The sequence below is a fragment of the Pseudomonas sp. AC247 genome, from assembly GCF_979258015.1.
The window spans coordinates 2367923-2390325 of sequence record NZ_OZ409829.1; the positions used below are offsets into that span (position 1 = coordinate 2367923).

Consider the following 22403-nt stretch of genomic DNA (forward strand, 5'->3'; position numbering starts at 1 on the left):
AGTCTCGAACCTGACAAGTCCGACTTGGCGACGTCACTCATCCGATATGGGAAATCACTTGATAAAAGCCAGCAGGGCCAGGTCAGGAACGCGGGCGGCCGCCATAACGCTTGATGGCGTGAGTAATCCGGCCGGGATTATTCCTTATCCCATATTATTAAGTGGAACCATTGCACGTATACCGCGCTGGGAAGAGACATCGTTTGACGATCACTTGCAAGTTTTCTGGTTGCAGAATGGTAAAGAGGAACTTATCTATGAAAACAAATACCCGACAGGGATAGTTCCCGCAGAGGTCACGATACCGATCACTGCTGCGCGAATGTTGGTCGATGGCCAAGCCTTGATTTATTACATCGTGACCGCGTTTGAATTTCCCGACCGGTCGCCGCAGAAGCCGTTGATCATTGATCACACCCAGAGGCCCATCGAACCACTGCCAAGGCCCGGTTTTTCAAATTTGGATATTTATGGGTATTACACCTGCGGAACTCGCCCGGTATTGACGGCGGGTATTCATCTAAACATACCCGTGCAAACGTTGGCACTTGAAGGCGATAGGTTCTCACTGGAAGTTCAAGGATTTCGAAGTATCAATGGCTACCCTGGCGAACATGATGAGCACATTGTGCCGGAAGCCAAGGCGACCTATTCCCGGGACTTGAGCATTGAGGAAATCGATCGCGGGTTTGCTCAGTTCGTGGAATTTGTTCCCTGTATTAAACCGTTGATAGATAACGATTCGATGACGGCGATTTATACGCTGGCTCGCAACGGGAAAATCATTGGCAGATCGATGGCCGCATTGGCCAGAGTTGACAGAGTTATCCCTGGTAATTTGCCTTGTTACGTCTGAAGTGTCCTCTTTGCAGGGCGGTGGGACAGTCATCGTGGCGAAGCAGATCTGACCCCGGGTTTTATCGGCAGAAGGAGTGAATGATATGACTGTGAAGGAAGATATAAAAAAACTATTACCAGGCAGTGGTTCTCGCTCTGGCCCCTTGGCCGATCCTCCCGAAATCAAAGGGCAGATTCCGGGCGACGGTAGAATACTGCTCGAAGAACTAAACAAACCGAGTATAAGTGTCACGATAATGGCGTTGAAAGACGGTCTGTTTGGCGGTGGCAAGGCTAGAGTGCTTGGCAATAAAAAGGGCCTGGGTGAAGTGCTGTTGGGCGAAGTCGATATTCCCGATGATTTCACTGGTTTTTTTCCACACGATATTCCAGTGGATACTACAAAAATCCCCGATGATCCCGGTATACCCGGCCCGACTGAGTATTTCTGCCGCTTTCACATCGAAGACGGGTTGGGGATTGAAGATAACTCAGATCCGATTGAATTCAGCGTCGACAAGAACCCTCCTTATTACGTAAAAAATCCTTATAGTCGAGCATCTCCGCCTTTTGCGGTTTTCAAGAATCTCGACGTCGCTGGCGGCGAGGTGATCAATGATGCGTGGGTAGTAAAAAATCCTGCTGGCCTGGTAGTCCAGATCGCCAAAGATTATCTGCATAATCAGGATAATGATCTCGTTACTTTTTGTGCTTCAAACCGGTCCGGCACGACTACTACAATGCCAGTCGTCTATCCCCGTGGCGTTTTTCCGAAGGCCGCAGGGGCAACTTCGGGTGAGTTCACAGTCCCTGTCGATGTGCTTAAAACACTCCCCAACGGCGGACTTTATCATCGCTATGTCTTGCATGATGCGCCGTTGAATAAATCACTGGACTCTGTATTGGCGGGCGCTCCAACCTTACCGATTGCATTTTTGCCGCCGCCGATACTGAAACCGTTGAGAGTTCCGGCGGCGGGGCCGACGCATTCAGAGGAAATCAGCCTTGGCACATTTTTGCCCGTTGGAACCAAAATATATGTATTGATTGATTATCCGGATAACGGCGATCCGAAAGATGTGATAACGGTATCCATTAAAGGCCCAACGGGAGCGCCGAAAGTGGTTGGAACCGATGATCTGGGGAGTAAACCGGGTCCCTTGCCGTTCAACCTGTCCTATGACATTTTGGATGAAGTAACAACTGGGGCAACAGGTGAAGTCACTGTACAGCTGTCTTATACGTTAAAACGGGGAACCAATACGGCAATTGATTCACCTGAAACATCATTATTTGTGAATTTTGTATTTCCCGGGCCAGAGCCAGATCTTCTGCCGGATCTGGATAACGATAATTTGCTTCCTGTTGAAATCAAGGGTCAGGCGGGGGCTGGTGCCCTGAACCATCTGACGACAGCGGATATTGACAAACCTGTACGCTTCACTGCAACCCGATGGACGGGGGCTCCCAACCTTCTAGAAGACGCGTTGATTACGTTTTGGTGGGCTGGGAAAAGCGTAGGCAATGAAACAATGACCAACGCCGATACATCAGTATTCATCGATGTGGATTTTTCGCTTATTTCAGAAGCAGGCCTCGGCACCGTTGCGGCTTATTACACCATTGAATATCCGGGCAACCCCAATATCATGCGCCAGGCACCTGCCACTGACGTATTGGTAGAAACGTTTCAAATCAGCTTGCTGGACCACAAAGGCCCGCCGTTTATCGAGTTGGGTGCAAAACGCTACATCACCTGCAAAACGATGGTGCCTCGAACAGTTACTGGCGGTGTAACAACCGTACCGCCGCTTAAAGTCTCGGTGCCTGGCGGGCAGCGCGATGCACCATCAGGCCGTGAAGTAACAATGCGCATGCAAGGATGGGAAAAAGACGACGCTACCGGTCCCATTACGGGCGTTGATTTCACGCAAGCCCTGCCTATGCCAGCAGGGAACGCGGATCTTGTTTTTGAAATGGATTATAAGCTTTTCAAAGACATTCAAGAGGCAACCCCGCCGACCAATCCGGTTACATTTCATTACGCGCAAATCTGGTATGAAATAGACTTGGGAGGCACTAAGTTCAACTCGAAAAAAGAGATGCATCCTGTTCGGGTTCGCAATAGCAGCCTTCTTTATTGTGATGATTTGGGCGCGGGGAGTGACGGTTAACCCGTAGTGGAAGCCTCAACCAGTGCCTTGGTACTGGTTGGGGCGCCCTGATTGCCCTGCCTATCAATAAAACACTCCTGTGCCAATGCACCTCTAAGATTCGCCCTTCAAAGAAGTAGGACTATTCCTACAGAAAATGCGCAGCTGTGTCTGTAGTCTCCCGCATTCTTGAAATTTGTTTCTCAGCGCAGCATTCGTGTTGTTTTTATAAGGCGCAAGATTGCTCAGGTCTTTTAGTATGCCTAGTTCATTAATTTATAAGTTTCGAAATATTCAATATTGCCGTGAGGCCTCTTCCTTTGTTTTGTTAATGCTATCGGTCTCTGCGACACAGGCGGGTGCGCTAAATCCCGGCGAAGTCAAGACGATAGACAGTACATCCGCCGTTGAATCCTGGACGTTAAACCCTAACTCCGAGCTGATTGCCAACGATGCGGTCACCCAGAACATTACCGCACTGACTGCAAAGCTCTCGGTCAATGGTGGCTACAACCAGCAAATCCGGCTTGAACGGCTTTCGATCATGAATATGAATGGCGGAACCATTGAAAACACCCTCGGTACCGGCGACGCGCTCCGATTGGCGAGCAGCAGCGCGGAGTTGACGAACAGCACAGTGATCAGCAATGGGTCAGGCTTGTTCTTGACGCGAAACATTCAGGACCAGACCGGGTCCAGCGTGAAGTTGAGCAACAGCACGGTGACGGCGGTGACTTTTGCTGCGCAGATCAACGGTTTGGGAGTGCTTGATCTGAACGACAGTCAGTTGACTGCGACAGGTGCCGCCTCGCAAGGGGTAAGGCTGCTGAATGGCACGTTCAGGGCAACCAACTCCTCGGTCATCGGCGGCACCACAGGGTTATTGATTGGTAGCGAGCCGACCCGGACTGAGGCTTCAACAGTGACGCTGGATAACTCCCATGTCGTTGGGAGCAGCGGGCCTGGTATTTCCACGGATTACACCAACTTGACCGGTACAACGGTCAACATCGCCCTGGCCAACCGTTCCTCGTTGTCTGGCGGCAACGGCAACGCGATTGAGGTCAAGCAAGGTGCGACGGTTGATCTTGTTGTCGACAACAGTCTGGTTAACGGCGCTGTGGTAGTCGACAACAGCAGTTCGGCCATTGCCCGTTTCCAGAATGCGTCGACGCTTACAGGCAATCTTGAGAACGTTGCGCAGATTGCCTTCGACACTCAAAGCACAATGACCGGTGACGTACTCGGCGCCGACACTGTGCAGTTCCTCAATGGCTCGACGTTGAGTGGTGATCTGCGTGACGTCGATCAGGTCGTGTTTGATACGCAAAGCGCTATGACCGGTGATGTACTCGGCGCCAGTAGTGTGCGTTTCCTCAATGCATCGACGATGAACGGTGATCTGCGTGACGTCGATCAGGTCGTGTTTGACGCCCAGAGTAAAATGAGCGGTGAAATACTCGACACCGGCAATGCACAATTTCTTAATGGTTCGACGTTCAATGGCAATCTGCGCAATGTCTCGCAGGTGGTTTTCGATAACCAAAGCACATTGACCGGCAGTATTGAAAGTGCTGATAGCGTGCAATTCCAGAACGGTTCGACGTTGACTGGCAACGTGCATGATGTCGACCAGGTAGTGATCAACAGTCTCAGCAAAATCGTCGGTGGTGTGACCGAAGTCGCCAGCCTCTCGTTGAATAACGGCTCCAGTCTGGTGGGTGATGTCAAGACCGCACAGGGCGGTAGCGTTGTGCTGAATAACGCATCCACATTGACCGGTGCAATTGAAAACTCTTCCGACCTGCAGATTCGTAATGACAGCCAATGGCTGACCACCGGTAACGCTACGGTGCATAACCTGCAGTTGGAGAAAGGGGTTGTCCATCTGGGACTTAACCATCAACTGGATGTGGCGACACTTTCTGGCACGGGTACATTTGTCATTCAGACGGACGTTGATACGCACGACAGCGGTTTTTTGAACGTCACCCAAAGCGCCAGTGGCGACCACAAGCTTCAAGTGACGGCAAGTGGCACCAATCCGGCAAACTCCGACGACGTCAGGATCGGCAATATTGCCAGCGGCGATGCCAACTTTGCCTTGAGCAAGCTGGTCGATGCCGGCTCCCGTACCTACGAGCTGGCCAGAGAAGGCGAGGGACTTTACCTGCGTCCCAACCAGACAGTCAGTACGTCTACCAACGCCGCGGTGGCGGTTGCTGGCAGCGCGCCCAGCATCCTTTATGGAGAGATGACGACGCTGAACAGCCGTATGGGCGATCGCCGCCTGGGGAGCGGTGGCGCCAACTCGTTCGGTGCAGCCCGCAATGGTGAGTCGGTCAAACACCTCAGCAACAGCGTCTGGACTCGCAGCTATGGCAGTCAGTACAACGTCTCGAACGCGTACGGAGGCGGGTTTACTCAAAACCAGCGAGGTTTTGCCCTGGGTGCCGACACACAAGCGCAACTGGGCGGTCAACAATGGCTGATCGGTGCGTTTGCCGGGGCCGGGCGCACGGATCTCGATTTGAAAAACGGTTCTACAGCAACGGTCGACAGTGTAAATGCGGGCGTCTACGGTACATTGTTCGACGTCGAAAGCGGTCTCTACCTGGATGTCGTCGGGAAGGTCAACCAATTCGATAACAAGACCAAAGTGACGATGAGTGATGGCACACGCAGCCAAGGCAAGTATAAAAACCTCGGTCTTAGCGCAACCGTTGAAACAGGTAAGCACATCGAATTTTACAACCGCGTGTTCATTGAGCCTTTTGTGCAAGTGGGACTTGCGGCTGTTGAAGGCAAGCAATATCGAATGGACAATGGCCTGCAAGTGGACACCGATGCTGCACGCTCGCTTCAGGGTAAAGTCGGTGTGACTGTCGGGCGCGAATTTGCCTTGAGTGGCGGCGGTAAATTTCAACCAAGGGCGCGTATGGCGGTCGGCCATGAGTTTGTCAAAAGCAACGATGTTGAAGTTAATGATGATGATTTCAACAGCGATCCATCCAGTACCAATGTCGAGTACGCTGTTGGGATGAACTGGGTGGCAGCGCAGAATAAATGGCAGGTTTACGCGGAGTTAGGTGGCAGCAAAGGCCAGAGTATTGATCAAAACTGGAGTGGCAATGTCGGCGTAAGTTATAACTATTAAGCTGCGATTTCAGCAAAAAAAGACCCCGACCAGTGTCGGGGTTTTTTTGTAGTTAACGAATCACTGGAAGCAACATGTCAAAGCGACCATTAATGTCGATTGATCTGTCAGTGCCGTCATCCTCGGCTCTCAGGGTGAACCAAGCGGCTACTGCGCCGTACTCCGGTTTGCTCGATTCGCAGAGCGTGATCGTGCCTTCAACTCCAACATAGACATTCATCGAGTTATCAATGAATTCAAAACGCGCCTCTGACTCAGGCCTGCCCAGTGTATAGGCCTGGAATTCCAGCGATGTTGGCACAATGATGCGGATTTCCCGATACTCCAGGTTAACTTCGCGCTGAATGCCGTAGAAAATATAATGATGATCAAGCGGGGGAGCCAAACTCACTTCTTCAACAAGTCGCTGATTGGCGGTAAAGGGAAGACCGTCAACGACGGCCGTGAAGAAAGGGACCTCGGGATTCAATCGGGTATTTTTTTTCATCATCCAATCCTCTATGCGAGTGAAGGTATCCAGAGGCCTGAGTTGGCCTGTTCAGGGACAATCCATCAAAGCGCAGCGGATTGCGGTTGTAAACTGTCAACTCTGACAGTTTACAGCGTGTTTGCAGTGTGATTTCAATACTCGCGCCATCAGCCGAACAAGCCCGCGGCAATGTTGATGGAAAAGCCTAGTATCGCCGTGTTGAACACGAATCCAATTAACGATTGTGCAAGCACTATCTTGCGCAGGTCACGAGTCGCGACACCCACGTCGGCGGTTTGCACCGCAACACCGATGGTGAACGAGAAATACAGAAAATCCCAATAGTTGGGCGTTGTCAGTCCTTCGGCAAACCGCAGGGCGGGTTCCTTGCCGTCCCATGTGTAGTAAAGCCTGGCGTAGTGGACGCTGAAGATCATGCCGATCAACAACCACGAGCCGATGACCGTCATTGCGGTAAAACCGTAATGCAGCAGTTTTCGAGTGGTTTCAAGGTCTTTGCTACCGGCCAGTTCAAAGGTAATGGTCGCCAGGCTGGCCAGCGCCGCGATGCAGACAACGAACAACACCAGCCCGGCATTTTCGTCTTCGATTTCAGCGATGCGTTTGACGTCCGGCGCCTTGGCGCGCACGGTCAGCCACAGCATCAGGGCCAGGTAGGTCCAGACGCCGGCGTTCCAGCCGATGAGGATTTTACTGATGGTCGAATCGGCCGGGGCCAACAGACCCGCGCAGAGCCCAACCAGAGCGGCAGCTGACAGGCGAGGGTGGGTACGGGCAAGGAAGCGCATGAGAACTCACAAGAGTGAACAATCCCAGCACCATAGCTCACGCAAACACGCTTTTGTAGGAGCTGCCGCAGGCTGCGATCTTTTGATTTTCAAAACAACGTCAAAAGTTCGCAGCCTGAGGCAGCTCCTGCATTTGCATCAGTGCTTGGTGAAGCGTTGTACGAGCTTCATGACGACCACGAAGAAGACAGGTACGAAGATGACTGCCAGCGTTGCGGTAATCATCCCGCCGATCACGCCAGTACCGATCGCCTGTTGGCTTGCCGAACTGGCGCCAGTGGCAATCGCTAGCGGCACTACACCGAGAATGAACGCCAGCGATGTCATCACGATCGGGCGCAGACGCAAACGTGCTGCCTGCAACGTCGCATCAATCAGGTCATGCCCTTCGTCATAGAGACTCTTGGCGAACTCAATGATCAGGATCGCGTTCTTCGCCGACAGACCAATGATGGTGATCAGCCCGACTTTGAAAAACACATCGTTGGGCATGCCGCGCAGCGTCACGGCCAACACCGCGCCGAGCACACCCAGCGGCACCACGAGCAACACCGAGGTCGGAATTGACCAACTCTCGTACAGCGCCGCCAGACACAGGAACACGATCAGCAGCGACAAGCCGAGCAGAATCGGCGCTTGGCTACCGGACAAACGCTCCTGCAAGGACAGCCCTGTCCATTCCTGACCCAGGCCCTTCGGCCCTTGCGCCACCAGACGTTCGATCTCGGCCATGGCTTCACCGGTGCTGTGGCCGGGCGCCGGTTCACCGGAAATCGAAATGGCTGGGTAACCGTTATAGCGGGTGAGTTGCGCCGGGCCCTGAATCCATTTGGCCTGGACGAACGCTGACAACGGCACCATTTTCCCGTTGTTGTTGCGCACGTGCATTTTCAGCAGGTCGTCTACCTGACTGCGTTGATCACCTTCGGCCTGCACCACAACGCGTTGCATCCGCCCCTGATTGGGGAAGTCGTTGATATACGCCGAGCCCACCGCGGTCGACAGTACGTTGCCAATATCGGCGAACGATACGCCCAGCGCGTTAGCCTGTTTGCGATCCACTTCCAGTTGCACTTGCGGCGCTTCGGCCAGTGCGCTTTCACGCACATTCATCAGCACCGGGCTCTTCTCCGCCGCCGCCAATAGTTCGGTGCGCGCCTGCATCAGCGTGGCATGGCCGAGGCCGCCGCGATCCTGCAGGCGGAATTCGAAACCGCTGGAGGTGCCGAGGCCGTCAACGGGTGGCGGCAATACAGCGAACGCCATTGCATCCTTGATCTGGCTGAGGGCGATGTTGGCGCGATCGGCAATCGAACTCGCCGAATCGTCGCTGCCCCGTTGCGACCAGTCCTTGAGTGTAGAAAACGCCAGTGCAGCGTTCTGGCCGCTGCCGGAAAAACTGAAGCCCAGAATCACCACGCTGTCACTGATCCCCGGCTCGCCGGCGTTGTGCGCCTCGAACTGTTCGGCAACCTGCACCGTGCGATTCTTGGTCGCGCCAGGTGGCAGTTGAATATCGGTGATGGTGTAGCCCTGATCTTCCACCGGCAGGAACGAGGAGGGCAGGCGCATGAAGCAAATCCCCAGCCCGACCAACAGCACGACGTAGATCAGCAGGTAACGCCCGGTGCGTTTGAGCGCATAACCGACCCAGCCCTGATAACGATCGGTCAGGTGTTCGAAGCGGCGGTTGAACCAGCCGAAGAATCCGGATTTCTCGTGATGCTCGCCTTTGGCAATCGGCTTGAGCAGTGTTGCGCACAAGGCGGGCGTCAGCGTCAGGGCGAGGAAGGCCGAGAACAGGATCGACGTCGCCATCGACAACGAAAACTGCTGGTAGATCACCCCGACCGAACCCTGCATGAACGCCATCGGAATGAACACCGCGACCAGCACCAAGGTGATGCCGATGATGGCGCCGGTGATTTGCGTCATGGCTTTGCGTGTCGCCTCTTTGGGCGACAAGCCTTCGGTGGCCATGATCCGCTCGACGTTCTCCACCACAACAATGGCGTCGTCCACCAGAATGCCGATGGCCAGCACCATGCCGAACATGGTCAGCACGTTGATCGAGAAACCCAGCGCCAACATCGTGGCGAAGGTGCCCATCAGTGCGACCGGCACCACCAGCGTCGGGATCAATGTGTAACGGACGTTCTGCAGGAACAGGAACATCACCGCAAACACCAGCAACATCGCCTCGCCGAGGGTGTACACCACTTTGGTGATCGAGACTTTGACGAACGGCGATGTGTCGTACGGGATCTTGTATTCAACGCCCACCGGGAAGTAGCGCGACAGCTCATCCATCTTCGCCCGCACCAGGGTTGCGGTGGCGAGCGCATTGGCCCCCGGCGACAGCTGCACACCAACGGCGGTGGACGGCTTGCCATTCAGGCGTGTGCCGAACTGGTATTCCTGACTGCCGATCTCGACCCTTGCCACGTCGCCGATACGCACGGTCGAGCCGTCCGGATTGGCCTTGAGCACGATGTCGGCAAATTCTTCAGGCGTCGATAACTGACCCTTGACCAAAATCGTCGCGGTGATTTCCTGGCTGGACGGGTTGGGCAGGTCGCCGATGCTGCCGGCAGACACCTGCGCATTCTGTGCGGTGATGGCGGCGTTGACGTCAGCCGGCGTCAGGTTGAAACCGATCAGCTTCTGCGGGTCGACCCAAATGCGCATGGCACGTTCGGCGCCATATAGCTGCGCCTTGCCGACGCCGTCCAGACGCTTGATTTCGTTCATGACATTGCGCGCCAGATAATCGCTGAGCGCTACGTCATCGAGTTTGCCGTCGCTGGAGGTCAAGGTAATCAGCAGCAGGAAACCGGAAGAGACCTTCTCCACCTGCAAGCCTTGCTGATTGACGGCTTGCGGCAGGCGCGACTCGACCACTTTGAGACGGTTCTGCACATCGACCTGCGCCAGTTCCGGGTTGGTGCCCGGCTGAAAAGTAGCTTTGATCGTCGCGCTGCCGAGGCTGCTCTGCGATTCGAAGTACAGCAAGTGATCGGCGCCGTTGAGCTCTTCCTCGATCAGGCTGACCACGCTTTCATCGACGGTTTGCGCCGAAGCGCCGGGGTACACGGCATAGATTTCGATCTGTGGCGGCGCGACATCCGGGTATTGCGCCACGGGTAGCTGCGGGATGGCCAGCGCACCGGCCAACAGGATGAACAGTGCGACCACCCAGGCGAATACCGGGCGGTCGATAAAGAACTGCGGCATATGAAAGCGTCCTGCTTACTGACCAGAAGCCTGGGCAAGTGGAAGAGGGGTGTCGTCGATCTGCACTTTTTCGCCGGGACGGGCGTGTTGCAGGCCTTCGATGACAATGCGGTCGCCGCGCTTGAGGCCGCCGGTGACGATCCAGCGATCGTTTTGCACCGCGCCCAGTTGCACCGGTTGCTGGGCGATGCGCATTTGCTCATCGACCGTCAGCACTTGCGCAATACCGGCGCTGTCACGCTGTACCGCACGTTGCGGCACGGTAATGCCGTTCTGGATCGTCGCCTGCTCAAGACGCACACGCACAAAGCTGCCCGGCAGCAGGTCGAGGTCGGGGTTGGGGAACTCGCTGCGCAGAATGATCTGGCCGGTGCCCGGGTCAACCGTGATATCAGCGAAGAGCAACTTGCCCGGCAACGGGTAGAGGCTGCCGTCGTCCTGAATCAATGTGGCTTTGACTTGATCCTGGCCAACCTGGTGCAACTGACCGGAGCGGAACGCGCGGCGCAGTTCGTTCAGCTCACGGGTCGACTGGGTGACGTCGGCGTGGATCGGGTCGAGCTGCTGAATCAATGCCAATGGCGTGGTTTCGTTCTGCCCGACCAAGGCGCCTTCGGTGACCAGCGCACGCCCGACACGCCCGGAAATCGGTGCAGTGACCGTGGCGTAACCCAGATTGAGTCTGGCCCGCTCGACGGCAGCCTTGTTGGCCGCGACGTCGGCGGCGGTTTGCCGGGCCATGGCCCGGGCGTTGTCGTAATCCTGCGCGCTGATGGCTTTGTCATCGATCAGCTGGGCGTAGCGCTGTTCTTGCAACTTCGCCTGAAACGCATTGGCTTCGGCCTTGCGTAAAGCGGCGTCGGCGCTGTCGAGATCGGCCTTGAACGGTGCCGGGTCGATGCGGAACAGTACATCGCCCTTTTTCACGTCACTGCCTTCGCGAAAGCTGCGTTGCAGGACCACGCCGGCCACCCGGGCGCGCACTTCGGCGATACGCGGGGCGGCGATGCGCCCGCTCAGTTCGCTGCTGATCGACAGGGGGCGGGTTTCGATGGTCTCGATGCGCACGGTGGCGGGCGGCGCCTGCTCTTCGGCTTTCGAGGATGAATCACAGGCGCTCAGTGACAGCGCCAATGCGATCAGGCCGAGCCCGGCCAGCAGTTTGTTCGACATGTACTACCCCCAATATTGATGCCCGCATCCTACGGGCAGTCGCCGAGATTAGCGGTGAAGCTTTGTAGGCGCTGTGTGAAATTGTGTAAGGGTTTTACTCAGGGACGGGTGAGGGCGTATATCCTTTACGCCTTGAAATTTATTGCGACAGTTCAATAGCTATCGCGAGCAGGCTCACTCCTACAGGGAGGGTGTCGGGCACAGAACCGGTGTCTGGCAACGCTCCACTGTAGGAGTGAGCCTGTTCGCGATGAGGCCCGAACATTCGCCACTGCACTTTCTGGATCACCCATGCCCAACATCCTCCTGGTCGAAGACGACACCGCCCTCGCTGAACTGATTTCCAGCTACCTGGAGCGCAACGGTTACTCTGTCAGCGTTATCGGCCGTGGTGACCACGTACGTGAGCGGGCCCGAGTCAATCCGCCGGACCTGGTGATCCTCGACCTGATGTTGCCCGGCCTCGATGGCCTGCAAGTCTGCCGCTTGCTGCGTGCAGACTCGGCCACGCTGCCGATATTGATGCTGACAGCACGCGATGACAGCCATGATCAGGTGCTGGGCCTGGAAATGGGCGCCGATGACTACGTCACCAAACCGTGCGAGCCTCGCGTGCTGCTGGCCCGTGTCCGCACGCTGTTGCGTCGCAGCAGCCTTGGCGAACCGTTGACGGCCAACGACCGTATCCTCATGGGCAATCTGTGCATCGATCTGTCCGAGCGCACCGTGACCTGGCGTGACCAGCCGGTTGAGCTGTCCAGTGGCGAATACAACTTGTTGGTGGTGCTGGCGCGGCACGCCGGCGAAGTGCTCAGCCGCGATCAGATCCTGCAACGCCTGCGCGGCATCGAATTCAACGGCACCGACCGTTCGGTGGACGTCGCGATCTCGAAATTGCGGCGCAAGTTCGACGATCATGCCGGCGAAGCGCGCAAGATCAAGACCGTGTGGGGCAAGGGGTACTTGTTCAGCCGTTCCGAATGGGAATGCTGAACTGATGTTTCGCATCCTGTTTCGCCTGTATCTGGTGACGATCGTCTCGTACAGCGCGGCGATCTATCTGGTGCCGGATCTGGTGGTCATGGCGTTCCGCGAGCGTTTTGTCACCTACAACCTCGATTATTCGCGCGGCTTGCAATCGCTGATCACCCGGCAGTTTCACGCCACGCCGCGAGATCAGTGGCCGGCGCTCGCAGCATCAATGGACCAGGATTTCCAACCGCTGCACATCGTCCTGGCGCGCATCGATGACCCCGAGTTCACGGCGATTGAACGCGAGCGGTTGTTGCGCGGAGAAAACATGGTGCGCATCGGCGACTGGGGCTGGCGCACGCTGGCGGTGACGCCGCTGGACAACGAAATGGCCGTGCAAATGGTCGTGCCGCCCGATCCGATGGACGTCAATTTGCTGTACTGGAGCATCAACGTGCTGGTGGGGGCAACCTTGCTGGCGTGCCTGTTGATGTGGCTGCGGCCGCACTGGCGTGACCTCGAACGGCTCAGGGGCACCGCCGAGCGTTTCGGCAAGGGCCATTTGAGCGAACGTACCAACATCGCCGCGAGTTCCAACATCGGCAGCCTCGCCAATGTGTTCGACACCATGGCCGGCGACATCGAAAACCTGCTCAATCAACAACGAGACTTGCTCAATGCCGTGTCCCACGAGCTGCGCACGCCGTTGACGCGGCTGGATTTCGGCCTCGCCCTGGCGCTGTCCGACGACTTGCCGACTGCCAGCCGCGAGCGCTTGCAGGGGCTGGTCGCGCACATCCGCGAGCTGGACGAGTTGGTGCTGGAGTTGCTGTCTTACAGCCGATTGCAAAACCCGGCGCAACTGCCGGAGCAGGTCGAGGTGTCGCTGGACGAGTTTATCGACAGCATTCTGGGCAGTGTCGATGAGGAACTGGAGTCGCCGGACATCGTCATCGATGTCTTGCTGCACGGGCAGCTCGAACGCTTTTCGCTGGATCCGCGCCTGACCGCACGCGCGATCCAGAACCTGCTGCGCAATGCCATGCGCTATTGCGAAAAGCGCATTCAGATTGGCGTGCAGGTCAACGGTGAGGGGTGCGAAATCTGGGTCGATGACGATGGTATCGGCATCCCCGATGATGAACGCGAGCGGATCTTCGAGCCGTTCTATCGCCTCGACCGCAGCCGCGACCGAGCCACCGGCGGGTTCGGTCTGGGCCTGGCCATCAGCCGCCGAGCGCTGGAAGCCCAGGGCGGCACGCTGACCGTGGAGTCTTCACCGTTGGGTGGTGCGCGCTTCCGCCTCTGGCTACCCCTCACCGCCTGAACCTCTGTAGGAGCTGCCGAAGGCTGCGATCTTTTGATCTTTAGAAAGACAAGATCAAAAAAAGACAAGATCAAAAGATCGTCCGATGGCGGCCCGAGCCTTCGGCAGCTCCTACAGAGGTAGGGTTCAGGTGGGGTTGTTGCTCAGGGATGTGGCCATGTGCGCCAGCTCGTTGGCCGGGTTATGGCCGATCAACATCCACGCATGTTGCCCCTGGGTCCAGAACACTACGTTCATGCTGTGTCGACGTTCATGTGCCAGCGCCCGATTGCCACTGTTCGAGCGGGTGACACACAGTGCCAGCGGTCCGTAACGCGCATCCAGATAAACGATTTGCGCAATCGCCACGCCGTCGTATTCAAGCATTTGCGCGCGTCGGAACTCGGCACCGGGCAGCTTCAACACGGCGGGCGTGAGGTTCAACCCGAGGCGGGCATCAATCGTACGCAATTGCGCGCGTTGCGCTGCTTCGTCGGCCGGCAAATGTTCGAGTGTCTGCGGCACGTAGAGCGCCATGTAGTCGCCCACCAGAGTGCGCCAGTCTTGCGCTTGCCGGGTGTGCCAGGCGAGAAACAAGCGGTCAGCCAGCACGCCGGCAGCCACCAGACCTGCGGCGGCAGCGCCGATGAACCAGCGTCGACTCAGTCCCTGAGGTTCCCGTGCAGGAATCGCGTCCAGCCGCGCCTGCAAACGTTCCAGCGGGGCTTGCCGTGCGAGTTCATCGTAGGCGTTCCTGTACGACAGGCTGCTGCGGCTCAGCCACTGCACGCGCAAGTTGAGCAGCGGATCATCGGCAATCGCGTCCTTCAATTGCTGGCGATAGCCGGGGTCGAGTTCGTCGTCCAGATAGGCGACCAGTTGTTCATCCGAAGGTGTGTTCATGGGCGATCTCCTTCGGTGGTTTTCGGTACGGCTTGTAGCGGCGGATACTCGGCAAGCTTCAGGCGCGCGGTGGCCAGCCGGCTCATCACCGTGCCGATCGGCACTTGCAGAATCTCGGCCACTTCGCGGTAGGACAGGCCTTCGACGTAGGCCAGGTAAACGGTTTCGCGCTGGCTCTCGGGCAGGGCGTCCACCCGGCGAATCACTTGCGCGGCCAGCACATGAGTCTGCGCAGCGTATTCACCATCAACCGCCAATTGACCTTCGGCGTCGACCTGTCCCGAGCCCTGACGCACGCGGCGCGAGCGAACTTCATTGAGCCAGATCGAATGCAGAATGCTCAGCAACCAGCGGTCCATGCGCGTTCCGGCCACGTACTGACCGGCACGTTCCAGCGCCCGCACACAGGTCGCCTGCACCAGATCCTCGGCGACATGCCGATTGCGCGACAGCAGCAAGCCGTAACGCCAGAGCCGCGCCAGATGCTGTCCGAGTTCTGCTCTGAATGCCTGATCGCTGACGATGATGGCCTCCGGTTATTGATGGTCAGGTTTTCGATGAATCGTTGATGGCTTGCGCCAGGTCCTGATATTCCTCGCAGGACGTGCCGCAAATCGATTTGATCTGCTGCAGTTGTTCCTGCGCCAGGTCGACGCGGCCTTTGATCACGTAGGCTTCGCCGAGGTATTCGCGCACTTGCGCGTATTGCGGATCGAGTTTCACCGATTTCAGGTAATAGCCGATGCCTTCGTCGGTGCGTCCCAGTTTGCGCGTGGCGTAGCCGCGATAGTTGAGGGCCTTGGCGGTGTCCGGGTTTTTCAGCGTGTCGAGCAGTGCCAGGGCTTCTTCATAACGACCGTCCTTGGCCAGACGATAGGCGTAATCGGTACGGTCGGCGTCCGGCAGCAGGCTGCTGGTCTGCAGTACGCATTTTTGCGTCTTGCTGTCCCAGACCTGGCCTTTGGGGCACTCGGGCTTCTGCACCGGGTCGTCTTCATCACCGTTGGCAAAGGCCAAGTGGCTGGACAGCGCCGCCGCCAGCAGCAACGGGGCGGCGAACATAACGGAACGGATAGTCATGGGCAAGGCTCCACAGGGGGTTATGTTTCACTTTGAACACCACAGGGTGAAATTTTATTCATTGCTTAGTCAGTGACTGTTCAAGTCAGGCACAAATTCCGGCGCTATGCTCGCAAGCGTCTGCCGTTGATCCGAAGCTCTGTGTTAAGGGGGACTGCCATGAACGATCATCTCCATCATTCCACCGGGGGCTACAAAACGGCCGCCGATACCTACGTCAAAGGGCGTCCGGATTACCCGCCGCAAGTCAGTGACTGGCTGACGGCAACGTTAGGTCTGGATGATCACAAGACGGTGATCGATCTGGGCGCCGGTACCGGCAAATTCACCGGTCGGTTGGTGGCCACGGGCGCGCAGGTTATCGCCGTCGAACCCGTGGCGCAGATGCTTGAGAAACTTTCTGATGCCTGGCCGCAGGTGTTGGCCGTGCATGGCACGGCGACCGATCTGCCGCTACCGGATGCGTCGGTCGACGTGGTGATTTGCGCGCAGGCGTTTCACTGGTTTGCCAGCGAAGCCGCGTTGACCGAGATCGCTCGAGTGCTCAAGCCTGGCGGCAAGTTGGGGTTGATCTGGAACCTGCGTGACACTCAAGTGCGCTGGGTGCCGAAGCTGGACGCCATCGTTAATGCGCTGGAAGGTGATACGCCGCGTTATTACACCGGCGAATGGCGCAAGGCGTTTCCACACCCGGCGTTCGGGCCACTGCAGTTGCAGCAGTTTCACAATGGGCATACCGGCTCGCCGGAGGATGTCTTGTTTAACCGCGTGCGTTCGACCAGTTTCATTGCCGCGTTGCCGCAGGCGCAGCGGGCCAGGATCGATGAGCAGATTCGCGCGTTGATCGCGTCCGAGCCCGAGTTGCGCGGCAAGGATGTAGTAACAGTCCCCTACGAAACCGCAGCCTTCGTGACACGAAAATCCCTGTAGGAGCTGCCGCAGGCTGCGATCTTTTGATCTGGTCTTCTAAAATCAGCATCAAAAGATCGCAGCCTGCGGCAGCTCCTACAGGGTGGAGTGTTGCAGTACATCTCCTCAAGTCAGTCCCGCATTTGGCCGAACCGCCACCGTGATGCCTTGTTATAGTTCGGGCCTCATTTTCAGCCCGGTAAAGGATCACTGCCATGACTCAATACTCCGCCTTCAACGTCGAACTGGCCGACAACATCGCCCATGTGCAGATCAATCGTCCGGAAAAGATCAATTCGATGAACGCGGCGTTCTGGAGCGAGATCGTCGAGATTTTCCAGTGGATCGACGACACCGACGAAGTGCGCGTGGTGGTGCTCAGCGGCAACGGCAAACATTTCTCCTCGGGCATCGACCTGATGATGCTCGCCGGTGTCGCCAATGAGCTGGGCAAAGACGTCGGCCGCAACGCACGCCTGCTGCGCCGCAAGATCCTCACCCTGCAAGCGTCGTTCAATGCCGTCGACAACTGCCGCAAACCGGTGCTCGCGGCGATTCAGGGTTACTGCCTGGGCGGTGCGATCGACCTGATCGCGGCCTGCGACATGCGTTACGCCGCCGAAGACGCGCAATTCTCGATCAAGGAAATCGATATCGGCATGGCCGCCGATGTTGGCACTTTGCAACGGTTGCCACGGATCATCGGGGACGGCATGCTGCGTGAACTGGCTTACACCGGTCGCACCTTCGGCGCTGACGAGGCGCGTAGCATTGGCCTGGTCAATCGCGTCTACAGCGACAAGGACGCGCTGCTCGAAGGCGTGCTCGACATCGCTCGCGAGATCGCCTCTAAATCGCCGATAGCGGTCACCGGCACCAAGGAAATGATCAGCTACATGCGCGACCATCGCATCGACGACGGCCTCGAATACGTTGCCACTTGGAACGCCGCCATGCTGCAATCCACTGATTTGCGCGTGGCCATGGCCGCCCACATGAGCAAACAGAAACCCGAATTTCTGGACTGAGAAACCATGACAGCTCGCTGGACCACTGCAGTACTCGACACCGATCAACCGGGCGGCTGGGCCGTGGCGCGCAGCCCGGAAGGCTTTCTGTTCGATGACAATGGCGCGCTGTTCCCCCGGGAATGGCTCAAGCGTCAGGACTTGTCAGTCCTCACCGAGCACGGCATTGGCCATCTCGACGGCGAACCGGTGTATTTGCTGGAACTGCGCAGTGCCAGCGAGGTGCCGGGTTGCAACTGGAAAGGTCTGCGGGCGTTCATGCTCGATGGCGATCACACGATTTACAAAGTGCTCGGCTACGCCGCGCAGATCGGCACCTGGGCGCGCGAGCATCGTTTCTGTGGCAACTGCGGGCAAGCCATGACGCAAGTGCCGCGCGAGCGGGCGATGTATTGCCAGCCGTGCGACCTGCGCAGTTATCCGCGCATTTCGCCGAGCATGATTGTGCTGATCACGCGTGGCGACGAGATTCTGCTGGCGCGTTCACCGCGTTTCGTCACCGGGGTTTACAGCACGTTGGCCGGGTTTGCCGAGCCGGGCGAATCGGCCGAGGATTGCCTGATTCGTGAAGTGCGCGAAGAAGTGCAGATCGAGGTGAAGAACATTCAGTACCTGGGCAGCCAGTGCTGGCCGTTCCCGCACTCGATGATGCTCGGCTTCCATGCCGAATACGCCGGTGGTGAGATTGTCTGTCAGGAAGACGAGATCGAAGACGCCCAGTGGTTCAACGTGCACGACCTGCCGCCGTTGCCGGCGTCAAAGTCGATTGCCCGTTATTTGATCGACGTCTACGTGGCGCGGCGCTTAGGCCACGCTGAACCAGTGCTGCCAGGCTAGGCGCACGGTCAAACCCAGCACCACGGTGATGAACACCGGGCGAATGAACTTGGCGCCACCGCTGATTGCGGTGCGCGCGCCAAAGAACGCGCCGACCATTACCGACAGGCCCATGCTCAGGCCGATGATCCAGTCCACCTGCCCGGAAAACACGAACACCGACAGCGCCGCGATGTTGCTGACGAAGTTCATGCTGCGCGCCACACCGCTGGCCTTGACCAGATCGATCGGGTACAGCAACAGACTGCTGACTGTCCAGAAAGCGCCGGTACCGGGGCCGGCCACACCGTCGTAGAAACCGAGGCTGAAGCCTTGGGTCGATTGCCATTTCTTTTTGATCGGTGCGTCGCTGTCCAGCGGCGCTTTTGGTGTGCCGCCGAATAACAGGTACAAGCCGCAAGCGAAGACGATCACCGGGAGCATTTTGTTCAGCCATTCCGCCGGCAAGTAATGGGCGACGATGGCGCCGGTCAACGCGCCGACCAGCGTGCCGATAATCGCGTGTACCCATTGCCGTGGGTGGAACAGCTTGCGGCGGTAGAAGGTGAAACTGGCAGTGGCCGAGCCAAAGGTAGAACTGAGTTTGTTGGTGCCCAGCACCAGGTGCGGCGGCAGGCCGGCCGTCAGCAGTGCAGGCGTGGTCAGCAGACCACCACCGCCGGCGATGGCATCAATGAAACCGGCAACGAAAGCGACAAGGGCCAGAATGGCCAGGGTGGTGAGGTCAACGCTGAGTTCGAAAGGCATGGAATCGGCTTATTCGGCAGGGCGCAGAACGGGAGCTGCGGGGAGGGCGGTTATGTTACCTGTATCCAACTGTTGCGGCGACCCGTAAGGCCCAATCGCGAGCAGGCTCACTCCTACAGGGGAATGCGTTTCAAATGTAGGAGTGAGCCTGCTCGCGAAGACGCCAGTCCGGCCCCCCATCACCCCACTGTTGCCCACCCAACATGCAGCCAACAAATCTCTTTCTGCAAAACATCTGCACAACCGATAAACCCGACAAATCCGGGCATTTTCAGGCTGGCACGCTTGCTGCTCTACCTCTCCCATCTCCGCAAATGTCCCGAGGACACGCCAATGAGTCAGCAAGCCGTGAAATTTGCCTACTGGGTGCCGAACGTCAGCGGTGGGCTGGTGGTCAGCAAGATCGAGCAACGCACCGATTGGGGCATCGACTACAACCGCAAACTGGCACAAATCGCCGAAGCCGCCGGGTTTGAATACGCGCTGACGCAGATCCGCTTCACCGCCGGTTACGGCGCCGAGTTCCAGCATGAGTCGGTTGCGTTCAGCCATGCCTTGCTGGCCGCCACGACCAGGCTGAAAGTCATCGCAGCCATTTTGCCCGGCCCGTGGCAACCAGCACTGGCGGCCAAACAACTGGCGACCATCGATCAACTCACCAACGGCCGCATCGCGGTAAACATCGTCAGCGGCTGGTTCAAAGGCGAGTTCCAGGCCATCGGCGAACATTGGCTGGAACACGACGAGCGCTACCGCCGTTCCGAGGAATTCATCCGTTCGTTGCGGGGTGTCTGGAGCCAGGACAATTTCACCTTTCGCGGCGACTTCTACCGTTTCGATAATTACACCCTCAAGCCAAAACCGCTGGGCCGTCCGGAGATTTTTCAGGGTGGCAGCTCGCGGGCAGCACGGGACATGGCGGCAAGGGTCTCGGACTGGTATTTCACTAACGGCAACAGCGTTGAGGGGATCAAGGCGCAGGTTGACGATATTCGTGCCAAGGCCGCGGCGAACAATCACTCGGTGAAGATTGGCGTCAACGCGTTTGTCATCGCCCGCGACACCGAAGAAGAGGCGCGGGCGGTGTTGGCGCAGATCATCGATCAGGCCGATCCGGAAGCGGTGAACGCGTTTGGCGATGCTGCGAAACAGGCGGGCAGGGCCTCACCGGAGGGCGAGGGCAACTGGGCAAAATCGACGTTCGAGGATCTGGTGCAGTACAACGACGGCTTCAAAACCAATCTGATTGGTACGCCGTTGCAGATTGCCGAGCGGATTGTCGCGTTGAAGGCGGTGGGGGTGGATCTGGTGTTGGCGGGGTTTCTGCACTTTCAGGAAGAAGTGGAGTACTTCGGCCAGCGAGTGTTGCCACTGGTACGCGAACTGGAGGTCGAGAAGACTGCCGCCGTCGCCTGACCGCAGCACATCCCCTTGTAGGAGCTGCCGAAGGCTGCGATCTTTTGATCTTGAAAACAACATCAAAAGATCGCAGCCTTCGGCAGCTCCTACAGGGGTGGGGGTTACAGGCCGAGGTCGGACAGGCCGGGGTGATCGTCCGGGCGGCGGCCCAGTGGCCAGTGGAACTTGCGCTCGCTCTCTTTGATCGGCATGTCGTTGATGCACGCATAGCGCTGGAACATCAGGCCCTGTTCATCGAACTCCCAGTTCTCGTTGCCGTAGGAGCGAAACCAGTTACCCGAATCGTCGTGCCATTCATAGGCATAACGCACGGCGATGCGCGTATCGGAGTAAGCCCACAGTTCCTTGATCAAGCGGTAATCCAGTTCTTTCGCCCACTTGCGGGTCAGAAAGGCTTTGGCTTCTTCGCGGTTGTTGGCGAATTCGGCACGGTTGCGCCATTTCGTGTCGAGGGTATAGGCCAGCGATACCTTTTCCGGATCGCGGGAATTCCAGCCGTCTTCGGCCAAACGAACTTTCTCGATGGCCGATTCACGGTTGAAGGGGGGCAGTGGCGGACGTAACTGGGCTGCAGTCGACATGTTCGGTCTCCCGGTCTAATTAATAGTTGAACATCAAGTCCGGCTTATCAAGGCATTACAGGCCCAATAACTTACGCGCCATGCATTGCGCATTATCGGCGGCACTGTGATCACCCATCACAAGCGCTACGGTAATGGCACCGTCAATCAGGATCAGCAACTGTTTGGCCAGCAGTTGCGGGTCTTCGGTGCCATATTCGGTACACAGCTCGCACACGTAGTCGAGCAGCTTCTGTTTGTGTTCCTTGGCCACCAGCCGCACCGGGTGGTTCGGGTCACCGGTTTCGCCGCTGGTGTTGATGAATGCACAGCCGCGAAAGCCTTCCGAGGCAAACCAGCCGTTGAGTACGGTAAACAGGTTGAGCAGGCGATCTGCCGGGCTTTCGGCTTGATCGACGGCGTTTCGGTACCAGTGCATCCAGCGAATGTCACGACGTTGCAGAGCGGCGGCAACCAGTTCGTCCTTATCCGCAAAATAACGGTAGATGCTTTTTCTCGAGACACCGGCGGTTTTCACCAGAAGATCCATGCTGGTGGCAGCGATGCCACTTTTGTAGATCAGCTTTTCGGTGACATCGAGAATGATGTCGCGGGTTTCGGTATTGGTTAGTTCGTTCATGTGGCCGACAGTAGAACGAGTGTTCTCCTTTTGCAATTGTTTTTTAAGATCAAAAGATCGCAGCCTTCGGCAGCTCCTACATTGGTCTGTGTAGGAGCTGCCGAAGGCTGCGATCTTTTGATCTGTTTACAGGCACTAACAAGACCCGAAGGATGCGATGGTGTAAGCTC

General features: G+C 57.3%; 19 protein-coding genes. 9 read left to right on the forward strand and 10 right to left on the reverse strand.

Going from position 1 to position 22403, the window contains the following annotated elements; all coding sequences use genetic code 11:
* The first annotated feature begins 58 nt into the window (after nt 1–58).
* The 3 genes from ACZZ0B_RS11010 (at nt 59) to ACZZ0B_RS11020 (ending at nt 6147) form a co-directional block, all read left to right on the forward strand.
* Nucleotides 59–856: a hypothetical protein gene (locus ACZZ0B_RS11010; protein WP_463545162.1), complete on the forward strand. Its 798-nt coding sequence runs from the start codon at nt 59–61 to the stop codon at nt 854–856.
* Between the two features lie 85 nt (nt 857–941).
* Complete coding sequence (locus tag ACZZ0B_RS11015) at nt 942–3011, forward strand: hypothetical protein (protein ID WP_463545163.1); 2070 nt, start codon at nt 942–944, stop codon at nt 3009–3011.
* 238 nt (nt 3012–3249) lie between these two features.
* Nucleotides 3250–6147, forward strand: a complete 2898-nt coding sequence (locus tag ACZZ0B_RS11020; RefSeq protein WP_463545164.1) for an autotransporter outer membrane beta-barrel domain-containing protein — start codon at nt 3250–3252, stop codon at nt 6145–6147.
* 52 nt (nt 6148–6199) lie between these two features.
* Here ACZZ0B_RS11020 and ACZZ0B_RS11025 read toward each other — a convergent pair whose 3' ends face one another.
* From ACZZ0B_RS11025 to ACZZ0B_RS11040, 4 genes are all read right to left on the reverse strand, one after another.
* Nucleotides 6200–6634: a hypothetical protein gene (locus tag ACZZ0B_RS11025; RefSeq protein WP_440093875.1), complete on the reverse strand. Its 435-nt coding sequence runs from the start codon at nt 6632–6634 to the stop codon at nt 6200–6202.
* Between the two features lie 149 nt (nt 6635–6783).
* Nucleotides 6784–7425 carry a DUF1345 domain-containing protein gene (locus tag ACZZ0B_RS11030; RefSeq protein ID WP_158834838.1) on the reverse strand — a complete coding sequence of 214 codons (642 nt, stop codon included), beginning with the start codon at nt 7423–7425 and terminating at the stop codon, nt 6784–6786.
* Nucleotides 7426–7563: 138 nt separating this feature from the next.
* On the reverse strand, nt 7564–10659 hold the full coding sequence (locus tag ACZZ0B_RS11035) for a multidrug efflux RND transporter permease subunit (protein WP_463545165.1): 3096 nt from the start codon (nt 10657–10659) through the stop codon (nt 7564–7566).
* Nucleotides 10660–10674: 15 nt separating this feature from the next.
* A complete protein-coding gene (locus ACZZ0B_RS11040; protein ID WP_463545166.1) occupies nt 10675–11832 on the reverse strand; it encodes an efflux RND transporter periplasmic adaptor subunit in 1158 nt (385 codons plus the stop codon).
* Between the two features lie 291 nt (nt 11833–12123).
* Between ACZZ0B_RS11040 and ACZZ0B_RS11045 the strand changes: the two genes are divergently transcribed.
* Together ACZZ0B_RS11045 and ACZZ0B_RS11050 are read left to right on the forward strand one after the other, a co-directional pair.
* The gene (locus ACZZ0B_RS11045) at nt 12124–12825 is read left to right on the forward strand and encodes a response regulator (RefSeq protein ID WP_007912171.1); all 702 of its coding nucleotides are present in this window, start codon (nt 12124–12126) and stop codon (nt 12823–12825) included.
* A 4-nt stretch (nt 12826–12829) separates the two neighbouring features.
* Nucleotides 12830–14131, forward strand: a complete 1302-nt coding sequence (locus tag ACZZ0B_RS11050) for an ATP-binding protein (protein WP_463545167.1) — start codon at nt 12830–12832, stop codon at nt 14129–14131.
* Between the two features lie 126 nt (nt 14132–14257).
* On the opposite strand, the gene ACZZ0B_RS11055 is transcribed toward ACZZ0B_RS11050, so the two are convergent.
* From ACZZ0B_RS11055 to ACZZ0B_RS11065, 3 genes are read right to left on the reverse strand one after another with little or no spacing between them, the layout of a single operon-like run.
* A complete protein-coding gene (locus tag ACZZ0B_RS11055) occupies nt 14258–15013 on the reverse strand; it encodes an anti-sigma factor family protein (protein ID WP_463545168.1) in 756 nt (251 codons plus the stop codon).
* Nucleotides 15010–15540, reverse strand: coding sequence for an RNA polymerase sigma factor (locus ACZZ0B_RS11060; protein WP_440094260.1), 531 nt, complete (start codon nt 15538–15540; stop codon nt 15010–15012). Before ACZZ0B_RS11060 ends, ACZZ0B_RS11055 begins: the two co-directional genes overlap by 4 nt.
* A gap of 19 nt (nt 15541–15559) precedes the next feature.
* Nucleotides 15560–16093, reverse strand: coding sequence for a tetratricopeptide repeat protein (locus ACZZ0B_RS11065; protein ID WP_440093867.1), 534 nt, complete (start codon nt 16091–16093; stop codon nt 15560–15562).
* Between the two features lie 159 nt (nt 16094–16252).
* Between ACZZ0B_RS11065 and ACZZ0B_RS11070 the strand changes: the two genes are divergently transcribed.
* The 3 genes from ACZZ0B_RS11070 to nudC all read left to right on the forward strand — a co-directional run bounded on the left by ACZZ0B_RS11070 (nt 16253) and on the right by nudC (nt 18867).
* Nucleotides 16253–17023 (forward strand): class I SAM-dependent methyltransferase, encoded by a 771-nt coding sequence (locus ACZZ0B_RS11070; RefSeq protein WP_463545169.1) that lies wholly within the window; start codon nt 16253–16255, stop codon nt 17021–17023.
* Between the two features lie 194 nt (nt 17024–17217).
* Nucleotides 17218–18030: a crotonase/enoyl-CoA hydratase family protein gene (locus ACZZ0B_RS11075; RefSeq protein ID WP_440093865.1), complete on the forward strand. Its 813-nt coding sequence runs from the start codon at nt 17218–17220 to the stop codon at nt 18028–18030.
* Nucleotides 18031–18036: 6 nt separating this feature from the next.
* The gene (gene nudC, locus ACZZ0B_RS11080) at nt 18037–18867 is read left to right on the forward strand and encodes an NAD(+) diphosphatase (RefSeq protein WP_463545170.1); all 831 of its coding nucleotides are present in this window, start codon (nt 18037–18039) and stop codon (nt 18865–18867) included.
* Here the strand turns inward: nudC and ACZZ0B_RS11085 are convergent.
* Entirely contained in the window at nt 18835–19614 is a 780-nt protein-coding gene (locus ACZZ0B_RS11085) for a TSUP family transporter (protein ID WP_463545171.1), read from the reverse strand. The two genes, nudC and ACZZ0B_RS11085, sit on opposite strands and share 33 nt — an antisense overlap.
* A gap of 333 nt (nt 19615–19947) precedes the next feature.
* On the opposite strand from ACZZ0B_RS11085, the gene sfnG reads away from it, so the two are divergent.
* Entirely contained in the window at nt 19948–21030 is a 1083-nt protein-coding gene (gene sfnG / locus ACZZ0B_RS11090; protein WP_158834493.1) for a dimethylsulfone monooxygenase SfnG, read from the forward strand.
* 104 nt (nt 21031–21134) lie between these two features.
* On the opposite strand, the gene ACZZ0B_RS11095 is transcribed toward sfnG, so the two are convergent.
* Nucleotides 21135–21614, reverse strand: coding sequence for a nuclear transport factor 2 family protein (locus ACZZ0B_RS11095; protein ID WP_008082590.1), 480 nt, complete (start codon nt 21612–21614; stop codon nt 21135–21137).
* 55 nt (nt 21615–21669) lie between these two features.
* Nucleotides 21670–22233, reverse strand: coding sequence for a TetR/AcrR family transcriptional regulator (locus ACZZ0B_RS11100; RefSeq protein WP_440093860.1), 564 nt, complete (start codon nt 22231–22233; stop codon nt 21670–21672).
* Nucleotides 22234–22403: the final 170 nt, after the last annotated feature.